The organism is Flavobacterium ginsenosidimutans, assembly GCF_003254625.1.
In the GTDB taxonomy this organism is placed as follows: Bacteria; Bacteroidota; Bacteroidia; order Flavobacteriales; family Flavobacteriaceae; genus Flavobacterium; species Flavobacterium ginsenosidimutans.
In genome coordinates this window covers 16,825-42,469 of record NZ_QJRJ01000080.1, presented here as the reverse complement: position 1 = coordinate 42,469, position 25,645 = coordinate 16,825, and the positions used below count along the sequence as shown (strand labels likewise).

Genomic DNA, 25,645 nt, shown 5'->3' with positions numbered 1-25,645 from the left:
AAATCTTTTCGATAAGCAAATATCATAACGATTACAAACGCAATAAAAAAACATACCCCAAATAGTATTTGACCTTGACTAAACATAGTTATAAAAATTTTTGGCAAATTTAGAGATTTGTAAACGATTTGCTGCTAAATTGCCTTTTCATTTCTTTCAATAAATTTTCAGATTTATAAGAAAGTGACTTAAATTAGCAAAAAAAAGAAAACTACTATATGAAAAAACAACTTGACGCCGTAACAGAATTTCACACTGCTTTTAGAATTGGCCACAGTACTACACCAGTTGCCGATGTGGGAGCAGAGAAAAAATTACTTCGTTATAATTTAATGAAGGAAGAAAACGAGGAATATTATGAAGCGGTTCAGAATAATGATTTAGTTGAAATTGCAGACGCTCTTGGAGATATGATGTATATTTTGTGCGGAACAATTATCGAACATGGACTTCAAGATAAGATTGAAGCTGTTTTTGATGAAATCCAACGCAGTAATATGAGTAAATTAGGAGAAGATGGTCAGCCGATTTACCGTGAAGACGGAAAAGTAATGAAAGGTCCAAATTATTTTAAGCCAGATTTTTCGAAGCTTTTGTAAAATATAAAATTTGAAATTGACTTTATTTGTTTTCTAATTCGTTTATCAAATGCGTTAATCTTTGTTCCCAATAAAAAGTATCAAAAATGACGTTGTATTGATTTTTTAAAAGTTCAATTAATATTTTTGAAGATGTAATTACTCTGCTAATGAAAATTATTTCTTCGGCTATTGAAAATGAGTAAGGCTCTGGAGGATAATTGTCATTATATTTTGATTGATAAATATTATTCAATGTATTTATTTCATCTTTTAAATAATGATCTATTTCAAGAATATCAATTTCAATATTTTCGTAGATTGGATTTTCATTGTCTTCTTCAATCCATATAGGAGAGCAGAAATATTCTAAGCTATATTTTAAATTTCTCATACTGCAAATCTGATAATTATATTACAAATAAAAAACCCGATAAAACTAAATTTATCGGGTTTCTTTTTTAATATGGTTTTGGATTATTGAACTTTAACTGTCCATCCGTAAGTGTCTTCAGAAAGTTTGTTTTGAAGACTTGTTAGTTTTTCTTTTAAGAAAGAAGCATAAGAATTTTCGATTGGAGCCATTTCGAAGTATTCATCTTTATAAGAGAATCCTTTGATAACGCTAATAACCGCTGCAGTTCCTGCTCCAAAGATTTCTTTCAAAGAACCGTTTTTAGCAGCTTCAACCAATTCTGAAACAATTACTGGACGAACTTCAACTTTTAATCCTTCTTTTTCTGCCATTGCGATCAAACTTTTTCTAGTAACACCATCTAAAATTCTTTCACTTGTTGGAGCAGTTAATAAAGTATCGTTAATTCTGAAGAAAACGTTCATTGTTCCAGCTTCTTCTAATTTTGTGTGCGTTGCATCATCAGTCCAAATAACTTGTTGGAAACCATCTTTATTTGCCAAGTTAGTTGGGTAGAATTGAGCAGCATAGTTTCCGGCAGCTTTTGCAGCACCAATACCGCCATTTGCAGCTCTACTGAAATGTTCAGCAATGATAACTTTTACTTCACCTCCATAATATGCTTTTGCAGGAGAAAGTAAAATCATAAATTTATATTCGTCTGAAGGATTTGCGATAACTCCAGGACCTGTAGCAATCATAAAAGGACGGATGTACATACTTGCTCCGTTTCCTCTTTGAATCCATTCTTGATCAATTTTCAATAATTCATTTAAACCATCCATAAAAATAGCTTCTGGAATTTCTGGCATAGCCATACGAACAGCAGAATTATTGAAACGTTTGTAATTTTCATCTGGTCTAAACAACCAAATGTCATTACTTTCGTCTTTATAAGCTTTCATTCCTTCAAAAATAGCTTGTCCGTAGTGGAAGACTTTTGAAGATGGATCCATCAAAATAGGAGCATAAGGCTTAATGACAGGATTTTGCCATTGCCCGTTTTTAAAATCGCATTCGAATAAATGGTCTGTAAATACAGCACCAAAACTTAAGTTGTCAAAATCTACTTCATTGATTTTTGTAGAAGTAGCTTTAATGATTTCAATTTTGCTCGTTTGAGTTGTACTCATAGTTATGTAAGTTTTTTGTGAGATATTTTTCACTATCAGAAATCTAAAGTGATGATATCGTGTAAAATGAAATTTATTGAATGCAAAATTACGTAAAAATCTGTAAAAAACTTAGCGAAAATTCATTATTTAATGGTTTTGATTGAGATTTATTTATCTTATAATAAACTCAAATATTTAGTTGGTTTTTATAAAGAATTTATGAAAAAAGTATCGTTTTTTAAGGCTTTACGCATTTGTTTTGACTAAATTTGAATCTTAAAATGGCTTGAAAATCAATAAAAAGTTATTGTAAAATTCGGAAAAAGTGAAAAGAGAAATAATTAAAACGTTAGATGGTTCAACTACAATTCGTTTGCCAGAATGGGACGAATGTTATCATTCTAAACATGGTGCAATTCAGGAAGCTAAACATGTTTTTATTAAAAACGGATTGTCATTATTTGAGAATCCTATAAGTATATTAGAAATAGGTTTTGGGACTGGATTAAATGCTTTTATCACTTTTTTAGAATCTATTCTAAAACAACAGACAATTGATTATGTTGGAGTAGAAGCATATCCTGTAGATCCGAAAGAGATTTTAGAAATGAATTATGCTGAAGAATTGGAAGCAACAGAATACGAATCTGTTTTTAAGGAAATGCATCTTGCAGAATGGGATAAGAAAACTCAGCTTAATTCGCAATTTTCGTTAACCAAAAGAAAACAATTTTTTCACGAAATAAACGATCTTGAAATTTTTGATTTGATTTACTTTGACGCCTTCGGTTACCGAGTGCAGCCGGAGCTTTGGAGTACTGAAATTTTTCAGAAAATGTATAATAGTTTAAAGCCAAATGGCGTTCTTGTTACTTATGCAGCGCGAGGAGTTGTTAAAAGAAGCATGATTGAAGTTGGATTTACCGTAGAAAAATTAGCTGGACCTCCAGGGAAAAGAGAAATGTTTCGAGCCTTTAAAAAGGTTTAAATGAGTTATTTAGAATAATTCTATATTGATTTATATATTTTAAGAAAACGTATTCGTTGCTAAATTTTTTAAAAAAATAAGTTAAAAGTAGTATTTATGTTCAATATTTGTTTAAATTTGGCTCGAGTTTAAAAAAATAGATAACCCCCGAAAATCTTATTTTATTATGTCAAAAATGATGTTTGATTACACGAAATCAATACTTGAAAGAGTTAGTTTCGATCCGGTACTTTTCTGTAAGGAATTAGAGAAAGCTATCAAAACACTGTTACCTTACGAAATGGAACAATTACAAGAATGGTTATTGAATTTCATTGTTGGAAAGCCAGAATTAAAACAAAGTCTACTACTGATTAAAGTATAAAAAAAGGAGCCAATTTGGCTCCTTTTTTATTATGCTCTTTTTTGTAGCGGACTTATGATTTGAACATTCTGAAAAACTATTGCGCCTTTTACAACGCCAGCAATTGTAGATCTGAGTGCATCAATAATTTGCATTTTTAATTCGCTCTTTGGGTAAATCAAACTTACCTCTCGAGCTGGTTTTGGTTCCTTAAAATTACGAAGTTTCAGTTTATCGGATTCTTTTAAGTCTAAGGTGTGCAAGTACGGAAGTAACGTTGTACCAAGGCCTTCGTCTGCCAATTTAATCAAGGTTTCAAAACTACCGCTTTGAATCTGAAAATTAGATTGATCGACGTCTGAGACATTTTTGCACAAATTCAAAATTCCGTCTCTAAAACAGTGACCGTCTTGTAAAAGCAGAATTTCATTTAGATTTAAGTCGGCAACTTCGATTTCTTCTTTCTGAAAACTAGCATGATGCTCAGGGATGTATGCTACAAAAGGCTCAAAATACAATACAATCTCTTTGATTTTTTCGTCTTCAAGAGGAGTTGCGGCAATTGCAGCATCAAGATGTCCGTTTTTCAGTTTTAGAATAATTTCCTCTGTGTTCAACTCTTCAATCAAGAGTTTTACTTTTGGGTATTTCTTAATGAAGTTATTTAAAAACATTGGTAAAAGTGTAGGCATAATCGTTGGAATAATTCCTAAACGGAATTCTCCTCCAATAAAACCTTTTTGCTGTTCTACAATATCTTTTATACGATCAGCTTCGTTTACGATATTTTTTGCCTGACTTACAATTTTTTGTCCTATATCTGTAAGCTGAATTGGCTTTTTGCTTCTGTCGAAAATTAAAATATTAAGTTCTTCTTCAATTTTTTGTATCTGCATACTAAGAGTTGGCTGAGTTACAAAGCATTTTTCAGCAGCAAGTGTGAAGTTTTTATGCTCAGCAACCGCTAACACATATTGTAATTGAGTTATAGTCATATTGATAGTATTTTGTGATGCAAAAATAAGAAAATATAATTTTTATTTATGTTTATTTTATAGAAGTTACTTTAAATTTGTAGTAAATTAGTGTAAAAAAATAGATTATGAAGACAAATATTTTAGGATTACCTGTAAAAGAATCAGAATTATTGGTAAAAGAGTTGAATGTACTTTTGTCAAATTTTCAAGTGTATTACCAAAACTTGAGAGGAATTCACTGGAACATTCGCGGAAAGCGTTTTTTTGATTTACATGTAAAATTCGAAGAACTATATACAGACGCACAATTAAAAATAGATATGATAGCCGAAAGAGTTTTGACAATTGGAGGAACTCCATTGCATACTTTTGAAGATTATATTAAGAACAATAAATTAACAGTTGGGAAAAATATTTCTAACGATGAAAAAGCAGTTCAGTTAATTGTTCATTCTTTATCTGATTTATTAAAAATCGAAAGAGAAATATTAAACAAATCGGATGAAATTAATGATGAAGGTACCAATTCAATGATGAGCGACTTCATTTCTGAGCAAGAAAAAACAATTTGGATGATGAATGCTTGGTTAGAAGAAACTTTATAAATAATTGTTTTTTAAAGAATTAAAAGCAGAATGTAATGAAAATTGCATTCTGCTTTTTTGTTTATGTTAAATTTCTATAAAAATCTCTTTGATTTTATTTGTTTAACGCTATTTTTGCTTTGATGAAATTTGTAGCCCGCATATTATTATTCATATTCATTGCCTTCTTATCGACCCCAACAATTGTTCAGGCGTTAAAGAAAGGGAATAGTGCGGCTATATCTTTTAGTATTACTGAAGAAGAAGTACATAAAGAACTTAAAAATGTAGTTCATCCAACTATTCTAGAACATGAAGTTTTAATCCCGGTTTACATCGAGAAAAAAACTATTATTTCTGAAAATATTGTCATGCTAGACAATATTTCTCCAAGCATATTTGCTCCACCACCTAACGTAGCATAATACTTCCGATTATTTCGAACTTTAGCCGCATTTCTATCGAGATGGGGTGAATCTTTAATGAATAATTTTTTTAGTATTATATTATGACAAAAAAAATCAATCTTTTTGCCAACCTTAAATCTGATTTTGCTTCGGGTTTAGTGGTTTTCTTGGTGGCTCTTCCGTTGTGTTTAGGTATTGCAATGGCTTCTGGAGCACCGTTATTTTCTGGAATTATTGCTGGTGTTGTGGGTGGTATCATTGTAGGATATTTAAGCCAGTCACATATTAGTGTATCAGGTCCAGCTGCTGGGTTAACAGCTATCATTTTAACCGCAATTACCGATTTAGGAGCTTTCGATGTATTTTTAATGTCTGTTTTTATTGCTGGATTAATTCAATTGGCATTAGGATTTTTAAAGGCCGGAAGTATTTCGAATTATTTTCCAACAAATGTAATTGAGGGAATGTTAGCGGGTATTGGAATTATTATCATCTTAAAACAAATACCGCACGCTTTTGGTTATGATGCAGATTTTGAAGGAGATCAAGCTTTTATTCAAAATGATGGAAGTAATTCATTTTCATTTCTATTTGATGTTTTAAATCATATTCACTTAGGAGCTGTGGTGGTTTCTGCGGTTTCATTGGTAATTCTATTAGCTTGGGATAAAGTTCCTTTCTTAAAAAGAATAAAACTGGTTCCAGGTGCTTTGGTTGCCGTTATTGCTGGAGTAGTTTTAAACGAAATATTTGTATCTACAGGAAGCACTTTGGCAATTGCAAAAGAACATTTGGTTTCTTTGCCAGTTCCAAAATCTTTTGATGATTTTAAATCAATTATAATTACCCCAGATTTTACCGCTGTTACAAATCCGCAAGTTTGGGTAGTTGCTATTACAATTGCCATTGTCGCTTCTATTGAAACGCTTTTATGTATAGAAGCCACTGATAGAATGGATGTGCAAAAACGTTACACAAATACTAATGTTGAGCTTAGAGCGCAAGGTATTGGTAATATTGTGAGTTCTCTTTTAGGAGGTTTACCAATGACTTCTGTAGTAGTAAGATCTTCTGCTAATAACAATGCGGGAGCAAAATCTAAAATGTCAGCCATTATTCATGGTGTGCTTTTATTATTAAGTGTATTGGCTATACCAGTAATTTTAAACAAAATTCCATTGGCAACATTGGCGACTGTTTTGATTTTGGTTGGATATAAATTAGCAAAACCAGCAGCCTTTATGCATTTCTGGAAAAAGGGTAAATACCAGTTTGTCCCTTTTATTGCAACTTTGGTCTTTGTCGTTGCGACAGATTTGCTAAAAGGTGTTGCGTTGGGAATCATTATTAGTATTATTTTCGTTTTACGAGGAAACTTAAAAAGAGCTTATGTCTTCAAGAAAGAAGAATATGAAGATGGTGATATCATTCATATTGATTTAGCTCAGGAAGTTTCGTTCTTGAATAAAGCGGCAATAAAGCAAACATTGGCTGAAATTCCAGAAAACTCTAAAGTTATAATCAATGCGCATGATACAGAATATATTTCGCATGACGTATTGGATTTGATTCGTGAGTTTAAAGAAACTAGAGCAATCGATGAACATATAAAAGTAAAACTTAAAGGGTTTAAAGAAGCTTACGAACTAGAAAATACGCCAGAAAATCATAATCACGTTAAAATCGAACATTATTATGATGTGGCAAAAAGAGAACTAGTTAAAAAAGAAGTTGTTAGATAAGAATAATTAAATTTAGGTGTTTTTAAGGCCGTAGAAATGTCAAATTTTAGGTAACTTTACATTCAAGTTCTTTTTTGAGACATACCTAGAATTAGAAATTACCACACAAAAAATAAAAAAATGAGAAAATTTTATGAGCAGTTATTAGAAAATAATAAAAAGTGGGTTGAAACTTCATTAGCAAAAGACCCTAATTATTTTGCTGATTTGGCAAAAGGACAATCACCACCTTTATTATGGATTGGATGTTCTGATAGCCGTGTTCCTGCAAACGAAATTGTTGGTGCAAAACCAGGTGAAGTTTTTGTACATAGAAACATCGCTAATATGGTTGTTCACTCTGATATGAACATGCTAAGTGTACTGGATTATGCAGTAAATGTTTTGAAAATAAAGCATATCATTGTATGTGGACACTACGGTTGCGGAGGTGTAAAAGCAGCAATGGGGCATCAATCTGTTGGAATTATAGACAACTGGTTACGTCATATTAAAGATGAATACCGCCTTCACGATAAATATTTAAACTCAATTGAGAACGAAGAAGAACGTTTTAATGCTTTTGTAGAAATCAATACTAAAGAACAAGTTTACAACTTAGCGAAAACATCTATTGTACAGAATGCTTGGAAAAATGGTCAAGATTTAATGCTTCACGGATGGGTTTACGGATTAAATTCAGGTTTTGTAACCGACTTAGATGTAAATATTGCTTCGAATGATGAACTAGATGAAGTTTACCAATTGGATCTTTAATAGTTAGAAATAGAAATCGCCCTGTAAAAAGGGCGATTTTTTTTATTCGTTTTCGTCTAAATTCTCATTAAATGCTGAAGGAAGCATTGTTGGAATAAACTTAATTAATATAGGCAGTAATAAACTTCCTCCAGGAAGTAAAAATATGGTCAGCGACGGAATGGTTTTACAAATATCCAAAAGCTGTTTTTTTACTTTCTTTTTTTCTTTTGCATCCAAATCTCTTGTTGTAGAATAAGCAAGTAAAACCATCAATTCTTTACTTTGAACAATTTCCTTAATTAGCCTGTTTTTATTTCTTATGATTAATTTGACTACGCTGTGAGTCATTTGATCATAAAAATGTTTAACAGGATTAGAATAATTAAAATACGGAATCTTCTTTTTATGAGTTGTAATAAAAGTATTGGTTGTATCCATACTTTTGGTTACAAAATCGTCAGCAACTCCCATTGTTGAACCCAATGCATATAGGAAATACGATTCTTCATTTTCGACAATTCCGTCACTCCACAGCGCCATTCCGGCCATGTCGATTAAGTAATATTGTTCTAGTTTGTTTTTAAAATATTCAAGATTTAAAGTTTCTAAAGTGTCAACAGTTACTTTTGAAAATTTAGAATATCGAATAGAAGCTTCAAAAAGCTTGATTAATAAATCGTCATGCTGCGATTTTGAAGTTTTGGTTTTTAAAGCTAAACCTACAATCCCTAAAACAGTTTCTTCAATCCTTTTCAGGTACTTTTCAGGAATTTCGCCATGTTCTAAATATTGTCTAAAAGCTAAAACATCAATAAATAGCAATGCATTAGTTACTAAATGCGAAAAGTTTTTACTAATGATACTGTCATTGGTCTGAACTCTTTGATCTATAATATTTTCCAGAGAAAGGGCAGGAGTATCTTTAGGCAATAAAATTTTAAACAAATTAAACCCTTCTGGATTCATTTGTTTGTAGAACTTTAAAACTTCTGAAATAAAATTTTTAGGTTCCGAATTTCTTTTCTCTAAACAAAAAACATGGTATAGAGTATTTAGTAAAGCTACTTTAGAAATTTCGGTTTTAAACCAGCCTTTTATCGGAATTGGCATTTGAGAATCTATAGCAATAATATGACCATAAATAAATCCCGTTTCTCTTACTTTATAGTAAAACGAATCTACAGTTTCAAAGGGAATTGCCTCTGAAAACTTCTGTTCACTAAAAAACTTATCGATCCAGCCTGGTGCTGATGGGTTAATCATTGATTTAATTTTGCTGATGCAAAGCTATATCTTTTTCTTCTTTTAGAATTCATTTTAAATGAAATAACCACTAGATTTTGTTAAAAAATAGTGGTTATTATGATTTTTCTTATTTGATGATTCCTGCGCAGGCAACTCTTCCTCCTGCATTTCCTGTTGGCTGAGTTGTAAAGTCGTCTGTTCCAGCGTGTACAATTAGGCCTTTTCCTAAAACATCTTTATTGCTGTCTCCACATCCAATACACCATTCATCAGTTGTTAGAGTGATGGATCCGTTACCTTTTGCATCAGCAGTAAAGTTTCCGATATCTCCTTTGTGATATTCGCCAACTCCCCATTTTCCGTGTTTTTTGAAAGTTGGATTCCAGTGTCCTCCAGCTGAACTTCCGTCTGCAGAGCTACAATCTGCTTTTTCATGAATGTGAATTGCGTGAACTCCAGGTTCTAATCCAGTGATTTTTGCTGTAAAAGTTACTTTACCATTTTTCTCGACAAAAGTGGCAGTTCCAGCAACTTTACTATTGCTTTTAGGTTCTAATGCTACAGTCAAAGTTTTAGCATCATTTGATTTGTTATTTGTTTTACAACCAACGATTAAGGCTGTAATTATAGCGAAAGAAACGATTAGTTTTTTCATATCTACGGGCATTTTTAATTAAAGATTAAGTAAATTTAACATAAAATAACGGAATTGATTAACTCTAAAAGTTAAAAAAAAGTCAAACTATACGTTATAATTTAATTCTGATTGAGTTAAAAACGGAAAATATTGTTTAAATTCGTAGAGGTTTTTAACGAATACTTTCTGAAACCAATTTTATCTAATTCGCTCACATTTAATCTTTAATGTTATGATGAAAAAGATTTTTACCCTCATTTTTTTTAGTTTGCTTTTAATTTCTTGCAGTATTTTTAAGTGTAAAAAAACAGATTCTGTTTCGAAACTTGATGGAACTTGGGAATTGAATTATATCACGGGGCCGCGAATTACTTTTGATGGATTATATCCAAATAAAAAACCTACAATTGTTTTTAATAGTAAAGAAAACCAAGTGTCTGGAAACAACAGCTGTAATTCGTATACAGGAAAACTGAATGTGACTGGAAACAAAATCGATTTTACACAGCCTATGGCAGTAACTAAAATGATGTGTTTAGATGGTCAGGGCGAACAGACTTATATGAGTACGCTACAGAAAATTACATCTTATGATATTACTGATGATGGAAAAACATTGAATTTTATTTCAGGAGATATTGCAATGATGCGTTTTACTAAAAAATGATAGTATGAAAACCACAATATCAGTTTTGTTGATTTTTTTAAGTGTTTTTAGTTTTTCAGCTTTGGCACAAGAAAAATCAAAAAAAGAACTTAAAGCAGAAAGAGAATTACAGAAACAGAATGAAATTAAGGCACTTATAGCTTCTCAAAATTTTATTTTTGAAGCGCAAAAAGTGACTCCTCAAGGAGGAAGATTAATCCAGCTGGATTACAATACTTATTTTTTAAATTTTAATACCGATCATACAACTTGTGATCTTCCTTTTTTTGGGCGCGGCTATAATATAGGATACAGCACTGATGGCGGAATAAAATTTGAAGGTAAGCCAGAGAATGTCAAAATTGAAAATAAATCGAAAAACATTAATGTCAAAGCAACTGTAAGAGGTCAAAATGATGTTTATGATTTAATGTTTAGAATATTTTACAACGGTACAGCAACATTGTCTGTTAATAGCAATAATAGAGCCCCAATTAGTTACGATGGAGTAATAAATCCTCCTAAATCAACGGAGAAAAATGTAGAATAATTCATTACTAAACTTGTCACAAATTCACTTGAATATATGGTAGGAAAGTTTTTTTGGTTATTTAAGTGTCTGATTTTATTTTTCTCTTTTGGTACGTTGACGATTTACGGTCAGGATTTGGAACCTAGAGCTTATGCGAATGTTCCAAAAAATTTGAATGTAATTGCCGCAGGTTATGTTTTTATGAATGGAAATGTACTCACAGATCCTTCTCTACCCATAAAAGATTTTACACTTCAAAGCCACAATATGGCTGTAAATTATATAAAAACTTTTGGGTTGGCAGATAAGCTGGCTCGTATACAAGTAGGACTACCTTTTACTTTTATGGATGGATCTGCTGTAATCAGCGATCAGATGGTTACTGGCTCAAGAACTGGTTTTGCAGATATGAAAGTCCGTTTTGGAATTAATTTGCTAGGTTCTCCTGCACTTTATAGATCTGAATTCAGAAGCTTTGAGCAAAAGACAATTCTTGGAGTCAGTTTGGTTACTTCAATCCCAACAGGAAGATATTATGGTGATAAACAAGTAAACATTGGAACAAACCGCTGGGCTTTTAAGCCCGAAATAGGTGTGTCGAAACGGTTTGCCCATGTTTATGCCGAAGCCTATGGCGGGGTGTGGTTTTATACGGATAATAATGATTATCTAGGAAAAAAATTAGAGCAAAAACCAACCTATAGCCTTCAAGCTCATGCAAGTTATTATTTTAAAAACCAAATGTGGGTTGGTTTTAATACGACTTGGTTTTTTGGAGGAAAAACTATTATTGACGGAGTTGCTGATGATAGTCAAATTGATAACTGGCGTGTTGGAGGTACATTCTCAACTCCAATTGCAAAAGGTCAGTCCGTTAGGTTTCAATATCATGTTGGAGCTTATACCAACAACGGATTGAATTATTATGCTCTATCAGCAGTTTATCAATATTCATTTTTTTAAAACTTGTTTTTGTGATTTAAAGTGTTAAAAATCAGTATATTTGAGTATGCATATATTTTTAAAAACAAATTTAAAATTAAAACTATGAAAAAATTAAGTCTTATTCTTATCATGGCGGTAGCCTCATTTTCATCTTATGCGCAGTCCTCTTACAAAGAAGATTTAGAAGTAGTACAAAGTGTTTATGGAAAATCTAAAGCTGAGCTGGTAAAACAGTACATGAATTTATCTGATGCACAAGCAACAGCCTTTACTAAAATTTACGATAATTATGAAACGTCGCGAAAAGCTTTAGGGCAGACAAAGTTTCAATTGATAAATGATTATGCTGCGAATTACGAAACTTTAACTGATGCTAAAGCGGATGAATTGGCCAAAGCAACTTTAAAAAATCACATTGATTATGAAAAACTTTACTCCAAAACATATAATCAGGCGAAAAAAGCTATTGGCGCAATAAATGCGGCAAAATTTATCCAGCTTGAAGTTTATCTTCAAACCATAATTAGAAGCGAAATTTTAGAAGCGATTCCGTTTATTGGAGAATTGGATAAGAATAAGGTGCAATAATCTTATACGATATATAAAAGAAAAAGGGAATCAAATTGTGATTCCCTTTTTTTATTATTTTGCGGTTTTAACTTTGTAAATTTCATTTACCATTCCATCACGGAAACTATCTAAAGTAAGTTCCCAGAACATTATCCCGCCTAATTTTTTGGCTTTTACATATTCTGCTTTTGCTTTAATAGATTTTAAATCATCCGAAGTTGCAAAAGTTTTAGTTTGTGCATTGTACCAGTATGGAGCTTTTGCTTTATCATCCCAAAAATATTTCCAGCCGTTAGCCTCAGTATAAGTTGTTGCAAAGTTTTTGAAGTTTACACCTTCAATATGCTCTCCAGCTTGATACAATCCGTTATTGATGTTTTCTACATTTTTCCATGTTCTAGAATAAAATGCACCCCCAATAATTAATTTTTCAGCAGGAACGCCTTGTTTCAATAAATACTCAACAGCTCTATTAGTTGATTCTTCATTTGCATTTGTGCTGTATAATGGAGTATGATGACCTGTAACTTTAGAATATCCGTTTACTAAATCATAACTCATAATATTAATGCGATTTACTAATGGAGTTATCGCTTTCCAGTCGATTGATTCGTCCAAGTACTTTTGGAATCCTCCAGCAGCAAAACTTAACTCGTATTTTTTGCCTAATGTAGAACGTAATATTTTTACTAATTCAGTGAAGTTTGGTTTGTCAGCGGCTTGATACAAATGTCCAGGAAGTCCTTCAATTGCTGGATATTCCCAGTCTAAATCTAATCCGTCAACTTTATAAGAATCGCTTATTTCTTTTACTGATTTTGCAAATTTCAAACGCCCTTCAGCAGTTGAAAAAGCATTAGAACAAGGTTCGCAGCCTCCCCATCCTCCAAGAGACAAAATAATTTTCAGCTGAGGATTTTTCGCTTTAAGCGAAACTAAATGTTTAATTGTAATTGAATCTTTAGCAGAATCGACAGTTAGCTTACCGTCTTTTAAATGACAAAAACTAAAAATGATTTGGTTTAATTTGCCAACTTCATATTTGTCAATAAGTTCTGAGTCGCCAGTATAATAGGCGATTATGTCCATTTTTTTATTTTTTTGTGCAAAGGTAGTCGTGATACCAAAACACAATAAAAATGATGTGATTAGAGTAATTTGTTTCATTATTTTGTTTTTAGCGTTTTTTAGAATGATAAATATACTGCAATACATTTGATATATAACTATCCTAAACGTCTCTGAAAGTCAATTTTAACGAATATTTTGCAAATAGTTGCAAAAATATTGCGCCTTGTAAGTAATGTCTTTCGAAGTAGATATTTGGAAAAAATAAGCCCGCGCAGTTTCGGACTTGCGCGGGCTTAAACAAATTAAAAGCTAAAAACTATTTTTATATTAGAAGCAGTATGCATTTTCTGCAACTAATTTTTCTGCAATTTTTTCTCTTAGTGCCACAACATTTGGCAGGTTAGTATATTTTGTAAAACGTTTTAATCCCATTAACATCATACGTTGTTCGTCTCCTTCAGAGAATGAAGCAATTCCTTCTTTTCCTCTTAAGTTTACAATATCTACAGCTTTGTACAAGTATAATTTTGCCATCGCGATTTGCTCTTGCACTTTATCTTCTCCTTGAGTTTTTGCTAATTTCTCAGTTCTAAGAATAGTACTTTCGGCCATGTAAATTTCGATTAAGATATCAGCAGCAGCCATTAATAATTGTTGGTGAGAATCTAAATCTGGACCATATTTTTGAACAGCGCTTCCAGCAACCATTAAGAAAACTTTTTTCAAGTTAGCAACGATTACTTTCTCTTCAGAAAATAATTCTGAGAAATCTGGAGTATCAAAAGATGGAATTCCCATTAATTCTTCTTGAACTTTCATTGCTGGTCCAAGTAAATCAACGTGTCCTTTCATTGCTTTTTTGATCAACATACCTACAGAAAGCATTCTGTTGATTTCGTTTGTTCCTTCGTAGATACGAGCGATACGAGCATCTCTCCAAGCACTTTCCATCGGAGTATCTTCAGAGAATCCCATTCCACCAAAAACCTGAATACCTTCGTCAGAACAGTTTTGAACGTCTTCAGAAACTGCTACTTTCAAGATTGAACACTCGATAGCATATTCTTCAACACCTTTCAATTCAGCTTCCTGATGACTTGTTCCTTCTGCTTCACGGGCAGCAATTCTGTCTTCAATATCTTTTGCAGCACGGTAAGAAGCACTTTCTCCAGCGTAAGCGCTAGTCGCCATTTCAGCTAATTTAGAACGGATAGCTCCAAAAGATGAAATAGAAGTATTGAACTGAATTCTTTCGTTAGCATATTTTACAGCTCCAGAAGTAACTCTTCTTTGAGCATCTAAACAAGCAGCAGCCAATTTAATACGCCCAACGTTTAACGCGTTCATTGCGATTTTGAAACCGTTTCCTCTTTCAGATAACATGTTTTCAACCGGAACTTTTGTATCGTTGAAGAAAACCTGACGAGTAGAAGAAGCACGGATTCCTAATTTATGCTCTTCTTCATTCATAGAAATTCCGTTAGACGGATCGTTTTCTACGATGAAACCTGTAATATTTTTATCATCTCCAATACGAGCAAAAACGATGAAAACGCTGCAGAAACCTGCATTCGAAATCCACATTTTTTGTCCTGTGATCGAGTAGTATTTTCCGTCTTCAGACAAAACAGCTTTTGTTTTTCCTGAGTTAGCATCAGATCCTGCACCTGGTTCAGTTAAGCAATAAGCTCCAAACCATTCTCCAGTAGCTAATTTCGGAACGTATTTTTTCTTTTGTTCTTCTGTACCATAAAGGGTAATTGGCATAGTTCCAATTCCTGTATGAGCACCAAAAGCAGTTGAGAAAGATCCAGTTGCTCCAGAAATGTAGTCACAAACTAACATTGTAGAAACGAATCCCATTCCTAATCCGCCATATTCTTCAGGAACTGCAACTCCAAGAAGTCCAAGTTCACCAGCTTTACGCATAGATGATTCTGTATAAGCGTAATCTTTCTTTTCAAAACGATCTTTATGCGCCCATAATTCTTTGTCAACGAACTCTTTTACAGAGTCACGCATCATTAACTGCTCTTCTGAGAAATCTTCTGGAGTAAAGATATCTTCGCATTTTGTTTCTTTAACTAGGAATTGACCTCCTCTTGTTTTGTCGCTCATGACTTTTTGTTTTTTAGATTGATAGATGAAAGAAGCAAGATTTTAATCTAATTTGATTATGAAATCTGCGGTCATCTTTTGAAATTCAATTATTTTGTTTTTTAATTTTTCTGTTTTATGAGGAAAGAAAAAATCAAAATAGATAGCAAGTTTTTTTATTACTATTTAAAATGATTTCTTCTAAAAATATCTATTTCATCCCAAATGAAAAGTTTTTATTCTTGCTTCTTTCCTCTAAAAAAATCTATAATACCTCGTAAATTCCTGCACTTCCTTGTCCTGTACCTACGCACATAGAAACAATTCCATATTTATTACCTCTGCGTTTCATTTCGTCAAATAACTGAACAGAAAGTTTAGCTCCTGTACATCCCAGAGGGTGTCCTAATGAAATTGCACCACCGTTTACGTTTACGATTTCTGGGTTAATATTTAATTCACGAGTAACTGCTAAAGCTTGTGAAGCAAAAGCCTCGTTTAATTCAATTAGCTCAATATCGTTCAATGTTAATCCAGCTTGTTTCAAAGCTTTCGGAATTGCTTTCACAGGACCAATTCCCATAATTCTTGGCTCAACACCAGAAGAAGCAAAGTTTACCAAACGTGCAATTGGCTCAAGATTTAATTCTTTAACCATGTCCTCACTCATGATTAAAACAAAAGCAGCACCGTCACTCATTTGAGAAGAGTTCCCCGCAGTTACGCTTCCGTCAGCAGCGAAAACTGGTCTTAAACCCGCTAAAGCTTCTTTAGAAGTTCCTGCTCTTGGACCTTCGTCTTTATTTACAACGTATGATTTTGTTTCTTTTTTGCCATTTTCATTGATGAAAGTCTGCTCAACAGTAATTGGAACGATTTGTTTGTCAAATTTTCCTTCTGCCTGCGCTTTCAAAGCTTTCATATGAGAGTTGTAAGCAAACTCATCTTGATCTTCTCTAGAGATGTTATATTGGTTAGCCACCGCTTCAGCAGTTAACCCCATTCCCCAATAGTAATCTTCGTGACCTGCAGCGGCAACTTTATAATCCGGAGTTGGTTTGTAACCTCCCATCGGGATATAACTCATGCTTTCTGCACCACCGGCAATAATACAATCTGCCATTCCTGATTGGATTTTAGCAGTTGCCATTCCGATAGTTTCTAATCCAGATGCGCAATAACGGTTTACTGTAACTCCAGGTACGTCTTCTACTTTTAATCCCATTAAAGAAATTAAACGTCCAACGTTAAGACCTTGTTCTGCTTCTGGCATGGCATTTCCTACCATAACGTCGTCGATACGTTTTTTATCAAAATTAGGCAGTTCGTCCATCATAAACTGAATGGTTTCTGCAGCTAATTCATCAGGTCTTTTAAATCTAAAAACACCTTTTGGAGCTTTTCCAACTGCTGTTCTATATGCTTTTACTATATATGCTGTTTTCATAAATGATTGTATTAAGATTGGTGTATTAAGTATTAAGACTGCCAATCGATATAGTTATTATTTTTTTAGAGATCTTTGAAGCGCAAAATTCATGTTGCTGACTTCTACTAATTCATTTATTATAGTTGATATTTTTTCTTCAGCTATTAATTTCAAACGTTTTGAAATCATTAATTGAGTAATTAATTCATAAGTTGAACCATTTGCAATTCCTAAAAAATGAGCAAACTCATTATTAGAATTTCTACCAGAACCTTCAGCTATATTTGAAGGAATAGATACTGCACATCTTTTTATTTGACTTATTAAGTTAAATTTCTCATCTGAGGGTAATTCTGAGCAAACTTTGTATACATTTTCGATAATATCCATGGCTTTTTGCCAGATTTTCAACTTTTCAAATTGATGCATAATTCTTTTTAATCTTAATACTTAATACTCAAATCTTAATACTCAAATACTAATTTCTAAGTGGTTTTCCTTTAGTTAACATATATTGAATTCTCTCTAAAGTTTTTCTCTCTGTACAAAGAGATAAGAAAGCTTCACGTTCTATATCTAATAAATATTGTTCAGATACTAAAGTTGCTTCAGATAAATCACCACCAGCCATTACATAAGCCAGTTTGTTAGCGATTTTCTTATCGTGCTCAGAAATGTACTTTCCAGCTTCCATTTGGTCTGTCCCAACTAAGAACATACCTAAAGCTTGTTTTCCTAATACTTTAACATCAGTTCTTCTGATAGGTTGTGTATAACCAGCTTCAGCCATTAACAAAGCATGTTTTTTAGCTTCAGCAATCTGACGATCTTTGTTTACTACGATAACATCTTTTCCATGCTGCAAAAGTCCAGTATCAAAAGCTTCATAACCAGAAGTTGATACTTTTGCCATTGCGATTGTTAAGAAATACTCTTGAAGAACGTTTAATTCCACGTCATTTTTGCGGAATAAATCTGAAGCTCTCAAAGCCATTTCTTTAGATCCACCGCCGCCAGGAAGTACACCAACTCCAAATTCAACTAATCCCATGTACGTTTCCGCAGCAGCAACCACTTTATCAGCGTGCAAACTCATTTCGCAACCACCGCCAAAAGTCATTCCGTGAGGCGCAACTACAACTGGAATAGAAGAGTAACGAACACGCATCATTGTGTCTTGGAACAATTTAATTGCCATGTTCAATTCGTCGTATTCCTGCTCAACTGCCATCATGAAAATCATTCCGATATTAGCTCCAACAGAGAAATTCGCTGCTTGATTACCAATAACTAAACCTTGATATTCTTTTTCAGATAAGTCGATTGCTTTATTAATAGCAGCAAGTACATCGCCGCCAATTGTATTCATTTTAGATTGGAATTCTAAGTTTAAGATTCCGTCTCCTAAATCCTGAATGATTGCTCCACTGTTGCTCCAAACTTTTTTGCTTTCGCGAATGTTGTTCAGAATAATAAATGAATCTTGTCCAGGAACTTTAACTTGTGATTTTGTTGGAATGTTATAGAAATAAGTTGCTCCTTCTTTTACAGAATAGAAACTATCACTTCCAGAAGCCAACATTTCAGTAACCCATGCAGCTGGTTCTAAACCTTCTGCTTTCATGATTTCAATTCCTTTGGCAACACCAATTGCATCCCAGATTTCGAATGGACCATTTTCCCATCCAAAACCAGCTTTCATGGCGTCGTCAATTTTGTATAATTCGTCTGAGATTTCAGGAACTCTGTTTGACACATACGCAAACATTCCAGCGAAACTCTTACGGTAGAATTCTCCCGCTTTGTCTGTTCCTTTAACTAAAACTTTAAAACGATTGATTGGTTTATCGATAGTTTTTGTTAGTTCAAGAGTAGCAAAATTTGCTTTTTTAGCAGCACGGTATTCTAATGTATCTAAGTCTAAAGAAAGAATATCTTTATCTACTTTTTTATAAAAACCTTGTCCAGTTTTGCTTCCTAACCAATTATTTTCCATCATTTTGTTGATGAAATCAGGAAGTTTAAACAATTCGTGTTGTTCGTCGTTCGGGCAGTTTTCGTAAATACCGTTGGCAACGTGTACCAAAGTATCCAATCCAACAACGTCAACTGTACGGAAAGTAGCTGATTTTGGACGACCAATAACCGGTCCAGTCAATTTATCAACTTCTTCAATCGTTAATCCCATTTCTTTTACCAAGTGGAATAAACTTTGGATTCCGTAAATACCAATTCTGTTTCCAATAAACGCAGGAGTATCTTTAGCAACAACCGAAGTTTTTCCTAAGAATTTAGATCCGTATTCGTTTAAGAAATCCAATACTTCAGTTGAAGTTTTTGGACCAGGAATAATTTCAAATAATTTTAAGTAACGCGCAGGGTTAAAAAAGTGAGTTCCGCAGAAGTGCTGTTGGAAATCTTCGCTTCTTCCTTCACTCATAAAGTGAATTGGAATACCAGAAGTATTAGAAGTAACCAAAGTTCCTGGTTTACGGAATTTCTCGATTTGTTCAAAAACTAATTTCTTAATATCTAAACGCTCTACAACAACCTCGATAATCCAGTCAACATTAGCAATTTTTGCCATATCATCTGTTGTATTTCCAGTCGTGATTCTGTTTGCGAATTTCTGACTGTAAATAGGAGATGGTTTTGATTTTAATGAATTCGCCAAATGTTCGTTTACCACACGGTTGCGAACGGCTTTACTTTCAAGTGTTAATCCTTTTTTAGCTTCAGCTTCGGTCAGTTCACGCGGTACAATGTCCAGAAGTAAAACTTCGACACCAATGTTAGCAAAATGACAAGCTATACCTGAACCCATAATTCCGGATCCAATTACAGCAACTTTTTTAATTGTGCGTTTCATAATTTGTTACTATTTGTTTGTAGGAGGAAAAGAATGTTATTCTTTTTCTGTGTTTTCTGTTTGATTAAATATGTTTTTATCGTGAATCAGTTCATTGATGATTTCAGAAACTTCTATAAAATGATTCAGCTTTTCTTCCGAAACATGTTTTCTAACGGTTTCATTAAACTTTAGAACTGTATTTTTAGATAAATCTCTTTTTTCTTTTCCAAAATCGGTCAGGTAGATCAAAACGCCTCGGCCGTCGCTTGGATTTTTCTTGCGAACAATTAAACCTTTTTCTTCCATAGATTTAAGTGTTCTTGTTAAGCTGGTTGCTTCCATGCCCATTCTCGGACCTAAAGCGGTTGATGGAGTTCCTTCTTCCTTGTCCATACTTAAAAGAGCAAATCCTGTCGCCATTGTTGCGTCATATTTAGCAGCTTCTTCATTATACATTCTTGAAACAGCCTGCCATGTCGCTCTCAAAATATAATCTATCGTTTTGTCTTTCATAGGTAACTATATCGATTTCAAATATAATTAAAAAATACTATGCATGCATATAATTTTTTAATAAATTTTTGGTTAGTTAAAAAATATCCCTGATTTAGAGGGTTTTGGTGGTTTATTTAAAGTGAAATATACTATTCTTTTTTTAGATTTTAACATTTTTAATGCGGTAAAAATCTCTTTTTAATTTTTAAAACGCATTTAATTCTGTATTCTGTAAAAAATTATGCATTTAATTCAGTTGGCTTTTCAGAATCGTAGCGCGAAATGGCATCTTTCAGCATCTTTTTCATACGATTTCGTAGACCTTCGGGCCTTAAAATTTCAATACAGCTTCCAAAACCTAATAAAAGCCTTTCCATTTCATAATTCGGAATAACGAACAAATGCACAATAATACTTCCATCTTCATTTTCCTTAATTATCCGCTGAGACTCATGCAAAGGTTTTGTGATTATGTAAGGCGCATTCGAAGCATCGACCCATATTTCAATTCTTCTTGCGTTCAATCCTGAATTAACCGTAACACCAATTACATCTTTATAAAAATTATCAGCATCAAAATCTTCTTCTAGATAGGGAAGATTAAAATCGTAATCAATAGAAATGATTCTGTCCAAAGCCAAATTAGTAATCGGCTGAGAGGCTTTTTTCTTTCCGATCAAAAACCAACGGTTATTGAATTCTTTTAATATAAAAGGATGAAAATGGAATTTCGTTTCTTCAGCAGATTTAAAAGATTTATAAGTAATAATGAGAACCATTTTCTTAATTATTGCTTGATAGATTTCGTCCAAATAATGCAGTCCTTTTAGTTTTTCATTTTTATCCAAATAAATGACAGGTTTGGTATGCGATTTTTCGGCGTAGATTTTATCCTCCAATCGCTGTAAAATATCCGAAACATCATTAAATAAAGAGAAATCTTTAAACTGTTTTAGCATTGAGACCGTTTCGGTCAAAACATTCATGTCGGTTTCCGTCAGCGGAATATCGGTTATCGAAAAATTTTCGTCTTCATATTTATAATACTTTTTATCGTAAACCACGATTGGAGCGTTATATCCCAGTTTTTCACTTCGCATCAGCTGAATATCCATCTGAATGGTTCGCTTGCTGATTGGGTTCTGCCGTCCTTCGTATTCGAATAAAGCTTCAGAACAGCATTCGATTAAATCTTCGAGTGTCCATTGCCTATATTTGTTCTGCAGACATTTATCGATGGTTTTGTATCTAATTAGGGCGTTTTTGTTTTGTGACATTTTTGTGTTGTTTTGCCACAAAGGCGCGAAGGTGCAAAGTTTTTTAATTCAATGATTATTAAGATTTGTTTCACGCAGATTAAAAATGATTTAGGCAGATTCAGCAGATTATTTTAAAAATAAAATCTTTTTAGATCTGCTCAAATCTGTAAAATCTGCGTGAAACAAAAAAACTTTGCGACTTCGCGACTTTGCGAGATTCAATTTTTAGCTTAATAACTTTATTTCTTTCTCAATATTAGCCCGAGCTTTTCCCTCATATAAATTCCTAAATTCCTCGGTCTGAAAAATAAACTCATTTTCCAGAAAATGCTTCAAAGCTTTGGCACGTCCGGGTTTGTATAGAAAATCAGGATAAATGCGGTATTCTTTTCTAATCTGTTCGAAATAGATTTTATAATCGTCCCAATCTTTAGCGAGGATTTTCAAATCAAAATCGATTAACCAATTAATATCTTCAATAGAATTATGTTGATGTTGCTGTGTAGCGCAGATCGCATCAAAAACTAATTGACGATCAAATTCCGCAAACCCGACAGTCCCGAAGCCTCGGGATAAAAACCTGTCGGGTTTAATATCGGTAAAAATAGACATAGCATATTCGGCACTTTTGAGTTCGTTATCTTTTTTGGAAGCCGAATACACAAAATCATGATAAAAAATAGAAAATAATATTTCGTCAGGATTTTGAAGTTTGTCTTTATAAATTTCAAAACTGTCAATCATTTCTTTTAAATGCGTGAGATTGTGATAATGCCTTGATTTTTTGGAATATGCCTTTTCTAAATCTTTCCAGTTTTGCTGAATTTCCTTAACTGAAAAACCAATATTCAAAAGTAAATCAGAATAAATTTCTTTTAAATTCATCTTGTTTTTTACTCAAATTTAAAATTCTTTTTTTACTGCGCAAAATAATTGCGTAGTAGTTTTGAAATCTTTGCTCAGGAAATAAAACAAATAGTATTTCTAAAAAATGAAATAAAAATTTTACTACGCAAGATAACTGCGTACTAGTTTAGAAATCTTTGTTCAGGAAATAAAAACAAACGTTCATAGAAATAAAAAAAGAATAAAACAGGTCAAGTTTGAGTTACTTCGAAACACTTTCCACGTACACACTTACACCATTACCTTTTTATTCAATTATAAAGGAAGCAGTAGCTCAGCGGTTAGAGCAGGTAGTTTTGAAATTATCCATCAAAGGTCAATCAAAACTTACTTCGTACACTTTTAATGTCCGGGTCGTGGGTTCGAATCCCATCTGCTTCACAATTAATGGTCAATTAAAACTTACTTCAGACAATTGGTAACTTTCGGTTCGAGTCCGAACAAGTTTTAAAATTATCATTAATAAATGAGGGTCAAGATTAACTTACTTCTCGGGGAAACCCGCCAGATAAACTCAGTTAATCAATTATCGTCAAATTTCAGGTCAAGTGTTTCTTACTTCAAAATCTTTTGGGTAGAACTAGAAGCACAATTATCTAAATTTTAAAAATTAAAAAAAATGAAAACAAAAGAATTATTAAAAATCAGTTTACGTCAAAATGCTATTTTCATTCCGTCAGAAATGATTACGAATGACGTTAAAAATTTATCAGGAACAACTTCAGTTTTGTTAGCCAATGTTTCAAAACTTGGATTTACATTTTCTGAGTCATTGCTTCACGCTTTAAACAATGTGAGCCCGAATTATAAAATCGAGGTTTTAGAAGTTTTGAGAGAAGTTTTAGGAACAGATAAAAACTGGACACCATTGGTAAAAGAATGGAATATTCCAACGGGAGAATCTGTTGTAGATCATATTTTAACCTATTTCTGGAATGTTTTAGGTGTGAAAAACGGAACAACTTTACAGTGCGGACATATTATCCCAGATAATACTTTTCCATTAGAAAGATACAATGGTTGTCCGTTCTGCGGAACTCCGTTTGAATTTGGAAAACTGGAAAATATCGGACAAGGAAGCAAATTAAAAATGCTTGAATTGTGGACAGAAAAAGATTTAAATGATTTCTACATATCGTTATTGCAATCTAAAACCGCTTTAGACGCTACTCAGGTGGATAGTTTAAAAATGGCGATGAAGTATTTGCTTTTGCCAAAAACAGAAGTGGCGATGAAGGAAACTTTAATGCTGGTGATTGATCTTTTGATCGAAAATGGTAAAGAAGATGAAGCGTCTCAGTTTTTGAAAACGCCAACAGATATCTTACGATACTTGTGGTATAAAAACACAGGAATGCTTCAAATTATTGAGCCAAAAACGATTATCAAAAGAACATCAAAAAATGCACAGCACTTTTATAATGTTTTAGATACAAGCGTTCAGGCAAGAATTGCGTCTCAAAAAGATTTGAAACTAAAATATTCCCGAAAAGAATGTTTAATGGTGGCAAACTGGCTGAATAATATTGATATGGACGTTGAGAAGATGTGCGAAATCATGCATCCAAAAAGAGGAATGTGGGTTCGTTTTATCCGCGCACTTCGTTTGGCAGAATACAGTAAAAGAAAAGGGTTTGAGAAATTGAATTTTTTAATGGATGTATTCTACAACCAAGTGTACGATGTTTGGCAAAGCAAAGTAGATTCGTCAAGATTGAAATTTGATGCCAATAAAACGTTTGCTTTATTGAAACAGCGTCCAGGTTTATTTGCACGTTCGTTATTCTCTAACATGCTATGGTTTGGAGCGGAGGAAACTATTGCTCATTTTGAAGAAATCATCGATAAAGTTCCGGCTAGATTGGTGTTTACTTTAAACATGTATGCTCAAAATTATTTTGATAAAAACATGCAGAGAAGTGTGAAACCTTTGGGTGGAACAAACAAACGAATCGAAGCAAACGCTTTATTGAAGTTGTACGAAGATTTTCAGTTGGAAGCAATGAAAAATCAAATCGAAGAATTGTGTCTTTTGGCTATGAAAAAACGATTTGCAAAAATGGCGAACACCAACAAAACAATCTATATCGATCCGCAATTGTTTAATATTCCGGTTTCTATAGGAGATCGAAGCGAAACGGTTCAGGATTTACCAGTTGCTTTAATGGGAACACGTTTCCCGGTTGAAGGAAACGAAGTACGATTGTTTATGCAATGGGGGAAAGATTTGCCAGCACAGCATTTAGATATGGATTTGAGCTGTCATATCGCTTATGAAGATAAAGCCGATATTTGTTCTTTCAGCCGATTGACTACAACGGGTTGTCAGCATAGTGGTGATATCCGAAGCATTCCAAATAAAATTGGAACAGCCGAATATATCAACATCAACATCGACGAATTGGCGAAAGCCAAAGCAAAATTTGTAACTTTTACTTGCAACGCCTACAGCAACGGAAGTATTACGCCAAATTTGGTTGTTGGTTGGATGAACAGCAAATATCCGATGAAAATTTCGGAGAGAACAGGTGTAGCTTACGATTCGTCGTGTGTAGATCATCAGGTTCGTGTGACGCAGAATGTTGCCAAAGGTTTGGTTTTTGGAGTGTTGGATGTAACCAAAAGAGAAATCGTTTGGTTAGAGATGACTTTCGGAGGTCAGGTTGTAGGCGGATTGGATTTCAAAGGCGTTCAGGCGTTGTTATCAAAACTAAACAGCAAATTGAATATTGGTAGTTTGTTACAGCTTAAAGCGGAAGCACAAGGTTTAACAATCACCGAAAATGAAATTGCCGATGAGGTTTATACAGCGCAATGGGCCATGAATCCAACGGTTGTTACGCAATTATTAATTGATTAGGTGCAAAGGTTCATAGATGCAAAGGTTTTTGTAGAGGCGCACTGCTGTGCGTCTCCGCAAAGATTAATGTTTCACGCTGATTTAAAATGATTTTGGCAGATTAGCGCAGATTATTCATAAAAAAAATCTTTTTTAGATCTGCTTAAATCTGCAAAATCTGCGTGAAATAAAACCTACGCAAAATAACTGCGCAGTAGTATAAAACCTTTGCACCT

Annotated in this window: 25 protein-coding genes and 1 tRNA gene; 13 read left to right on the top strand and 13 right to left on the bottom strand. The window is 33.3% G+C overall.

Annotation, left to right across the window (positions count from 1 at the left end):
* Positions 1-218 precede the first annotated feature (218 nt).
* Positions 219-599: a pyrophosphohydrolase domain-containing protein gene (locus DM444_RS16525; protein WP_111288619.1), complete on the top strand. Its 381-nt coding sequence runs from the start codon at positions 219-221 to the stop codon at positions 597-599.
* A gap of 22 nt (positions 600-621) precedes the next feature.
* On the opposite strand, the gene DM444_RS16520 is transcribed toward DM444_RS16525, so the two are convergent.
* Together DM444_RS16520 and DM444_RS16515 are read right to left on the bottom strand one after the other, a co-directional pair.
* The gene (locus DM444_RS16520) at positions 622-972 is read right to left on the bottom strand and encodes a hypothetical protein (protein WP_111288617.1); all 351 of its coding nucleotides are present in this window, start codon (positions 970-972) and stop codon (positions 622-624) included.
* Between the two features lie 83 nt (positions 973-1,055).
* The gene (locus DM444_RS16515) at positions 1,056-2,126 is read right to left on the bottom strand and encodes a branched-chain amino acid aminotransferase (protein ID WP_111288615.1); all 1,071 of its coding nucleotides are present in this window, start codon (positions 2,124-2,126) and stop codon (positions 1,056-1,058) included.
* A 307-nt stretch (positions 2,127-2,433) separates the two neighbouring features.
* Here DM444_RS16515 and mnmD point away from each other — a divergent pair, with 307 nt between their 5' ends.
* Positions 2,434-3,096 carry a tRNA (5-methylaminomethyl-2-thiouridine)(34)-methyltransferase MnmD gene (mnmD, locus tag DM444_RS16510; RefSeq protein ID WP_111288613.1) on the top strand — a complete coding sequence of 221 codons (663 nt, stop codon included), beginning with the start codon at positions 2,434-2,436 and terminating at the stop codon, positions 3,094-3,096.
* 166 nt (positions 3,097-3,262) lie between these two features.
* Complete coding sequence (locus DM444_RS23890) at positions 3,263-3,460, top strand: hypothetical protein (RefSeq protein WP_111288611.1); 198 nt, start codon at positions 3,263-3,265, stop codon at positions 3,458-3,460.
* A 29-nt stretch (positions 3,461-3,489) separates the two neighbouring features.
* Here the strand turns inward: DM444_RS23890 and DM444_RS16500 are convergent, their stop codons facing one another.
* Positions 3,490-4,434 carry a LysR substrate-binding domain-containing protein gene (locus DM444_RS16500; RefSeq protein ID WP_111288609.1) on the bottom strand — a complete coding sequence of 315 codons (945 nt, stop codon included), beginning with the start codon at positions 4,432-4,434 and terminating at the stop codon, positions 3,490-3,492.
* Positions 4,435-4,541: 107 nt separating this feature from the next.
* Between DM444_RS16500 and DM444_RS16495 the strand changes: the two genes are divergently transcribed.
* From DM444_RS16495 to can, 4 genes are all read left to right on the top strand, one after another.
* On the top strand, positions 4,542-5,021 hold the full coding sequence (locus DM444_RS16495; RefSeq protein ID WP_111288607.1) for a Dps family protein: 480 nt from the start codon (positions 4,542-4,544) through the stop codon (positions 5,019-5,021).
* A 122-nt stretch (positions 5,022-5,143) separates the two neighbouring features.
* The gene (locus DM444_RS16490) at positions 5,144-5,425 is read left to right on the top strand and encodes a hypothetical protein (RefSeq protein ID WP_239455700.1); all 282 of its coding nucleotides are present in this window, start codon (positions 5,144-5,146) and stop codon (positions 5,423-5,425) included.
* An 83-nt stretch (positions 5,426-5,508) separates the two neighbouring features.
* Complete coding sequence (locus DM444_RS16485) at positions 5,509-7,149, top strand: SulP family inorganic anion transporter (protein ID WP_111288603.1); 1,641 nt, start codon at positions 5,509-5,511, stop codon at positions 7,147-7,149.
* A gap of 120 nt (positions 7,150-7,269) precedes the next feature.
* Positions 7,270-7,905 (top strand): carbonate dehydratase, encoded by a 636-nt coding sequence (can, locus tag DM444_RS16480; RefSeq protein ID WP_111288601.1) that lies wholly within the window; start codon positions 7,270-7,272, stop codon positions 7,903-7,905.
* Positions 7,906-7,947: 42 nt separating this feature from the next.
* Here can and DM444_RS16475 read toward each other — a convergent pair whose 3' ends face one another.
* Together DM444_RS16475 and DM444_RS16470 are read right to left on the bottom strand one after the other, a co-directional pair.
* Positions 7,948-9,150, bottom strand: coding sequence for an LETM1-related biofilm-associated protein (locus DM444_RS16475; RefSeq protein ID WP_111288599.1), 1,203 nt, complete (start codon positions 9,148-9,150; stop codon positions 7,948-7,950).
* A gap of 109 nt (positions 9,151-9,259) precedes the next feature.
* Complete coding sequence (locus DM444_RS16470) at positions 9,260-9,787, bottom strand: superoxide dismutase family protein (RefSeq protein WP_111289248.1); 528 nt, start codon at positions 9,785-9,787, stop codon at positions 9,260-9,262.
* A gap of 214 nt (positions 9,788-10,001) precedes the next feature.
* Between DM444_RS16470 and DM444_RS16465 the strand changes: the two genes are divergently transcribed.
* The 4 genes from DM444_RS16465 (at position 10,002) to DM444_RS16450 (ending at position 12,480) form a co-directional block, all read left to right on the top strand.
* The gene (locus tag DM444_RS16465; protein ID WP_111288597.1) at positions 10,002-10,436 is read left to right on the top strand and encodes an META domain-containing protein; all 435 of its coding nucleotides are present in this window, start codon (positions 10,002-10,004) and stop codon (positions 10,434-10,436) included.
* Positions 10,437-10,440: 4 nt separating this feature from the next.
* Complete coding sequence (locus tag DM444_RS16460) at positions 10,441-10,965, top strand: DUF4251 domain-containing protein (protein ID WP_111288595.1); 525 nt, start codon at positions 10,441-10,443, stop codon at positions 10,963-10,965.
* Between the two features lie 36 nt (positions 10,966-11,001).
* Positions 11,002-11,910, top strand: coding sequence for a transporter (locus DM444_RS16455; RefSeq protein ID WP_111288593.1), 909 nt, complete (start codon positions 11,002-11,004; stop codon positions 11,908-11,910).
* 84 nt (positions 11,911-11,994) lie between these two features.
* Positions 11,995-12,480 (top strand): hypothetical protein, encoded by a 486-nt coding sequence (locus tag DM444_RS16450; RefSeq protein WP_111288591.1) that lies wholly within the window; start codon positions 11,995-11,997, stop codon positions 12,478-12,480.
* A gap of 54 nt (positions 12,481-12,534) precedes the next feature.
* On the opposite strand, the gene DM444_RS16445 is transcribed toward DM444_RS16450, so the two are convergent.
* The 8 genes from DM444_RS16445 to DM444_RS16405 all read right to left on the bottom strand — a co-directional run bounded on the left by DM444_RS16445 (position 12,535) and on the right by DM444_RS16405 (position 22,549).
* The gene (locus tag DM444_RS16445) at positions 12,535-13,551 is read right to left on the bottom strand and encodes a glycoside hydrolase family 18 protein (protein ID WP_239455699.1); all 1,017 of its coding nucleotides are present in this window, start codon (positions 13,549-13,551) and stop codon (positions 12,535-12,537) included.
* A gap of 309 nt (positions 13,552-13,860) precedes the next feature.
* Positions 13,861-15,651: an acyl-CoA dehydrogenase family protein gene (locus DM444_RS16440; RefSeq protein WP_111288587.1), complete on the bottom strand. Its 1,791-nt coding sequence runs from the start codon at positions 15,649-15,651 to the stop codon at positions 13,861-13,863.
* A 244-nt stretch (positions 15,652-15,895) separates the two neighbouring features.
* Entirely contained in the window at positions 15,896-17,077 is a 1,182-nt protein-coding gene (locus DM444_RS16430; RefSeq protein ID WP_111288585.1) for a thiolase family protein, read from the bottom strand.
* A gap of 57 nt (positions 17,078-17,134) precedes the next feature.
* Positions 17,135-17,488 carry a four helix bundle protein gene (locus DM444_RS16425; RefSeq protein WP_111288583.1) on the bottom strand — a complete coding sequence of 118 codons (354 nt, stop codon included), beginning with the start codon at positions 17,486-17,488 and terminating at the stop codon, positions 17,135-17,137.
* A 49-nt stretch (positions 17,489-17,537) separates the two neighbouring features.
* Complete coding sequence (locus DM444_RS16420; protein ID WP_111288581.1) at positions 17,538-19,928, bottom strand: 3-hydroxyacyl-CoA dehydrogenase/enoyl-CoA hydratase family protein; 2,391 nt, start codon at positions 19,926-19,928, stop codon at positions 17,538-17,540.
* Between the two features lie 36 nt (positions 19,929-19,964).
* Positions 19,965-20,423 (bottom strand): MarR family winged helix-turn-helix transcriptional regulator, encoded by a 459-nt coding sequence (locus tag DM444_RS16415; RefSeq protein ID WP_111288579.1) that lies wholly within the window; start codon positions 20,421-20,423, stop codon positions 19,965-19,967.
* 221 nt (positions 20,424-20,644) lie between these two features.
* A complete protein-coding gene (locus tag DM444_RS16410; protein ID WP_111288577.1) occupies positions 20,645-21,682 on the bottom strand; it encodes a helix-turn-helix transcriptional regulator in 1,038 nt (345 codons plus the stop codon).
* 207 nt (positions 21,683-21,889) lie between these two features.
* Positions 21,890-22,549, bottom strand: a complete 660-nt coding sequence (locus tag DM444_RS16405) for an HD domain-containing protein (protein WP_111288575.1) — start codon at positions 22,547-22,549, stop codon at positions 21,890-21,892.
* A gap of 284 nt (positions 22,550-22,833) precedes the next feature.
* On the opposite strand from DM444_RS16405, the gene DM444_RS23665 reads away from it, so the two are divergent.
* Positions 22,834-22,951, top strand: a tRNA-OTHER gene (locus DM444_RS23665).
* A 238-nt stretch (positions 22,952-23,189) separates the two neighbouring features.
* Positions 23,190-25,430: a hypothetical protein gene (locus DM444_RS16400; protein WP_111288573.1), complete on the top strand. Its 2,241-nt coding sequence runs from the start codon at positions 23,190-23,192 to the stop codon at positions 25,428-25,430.
* Positions 25,431-25,645 lie beyond the last annotated feature (215 nt).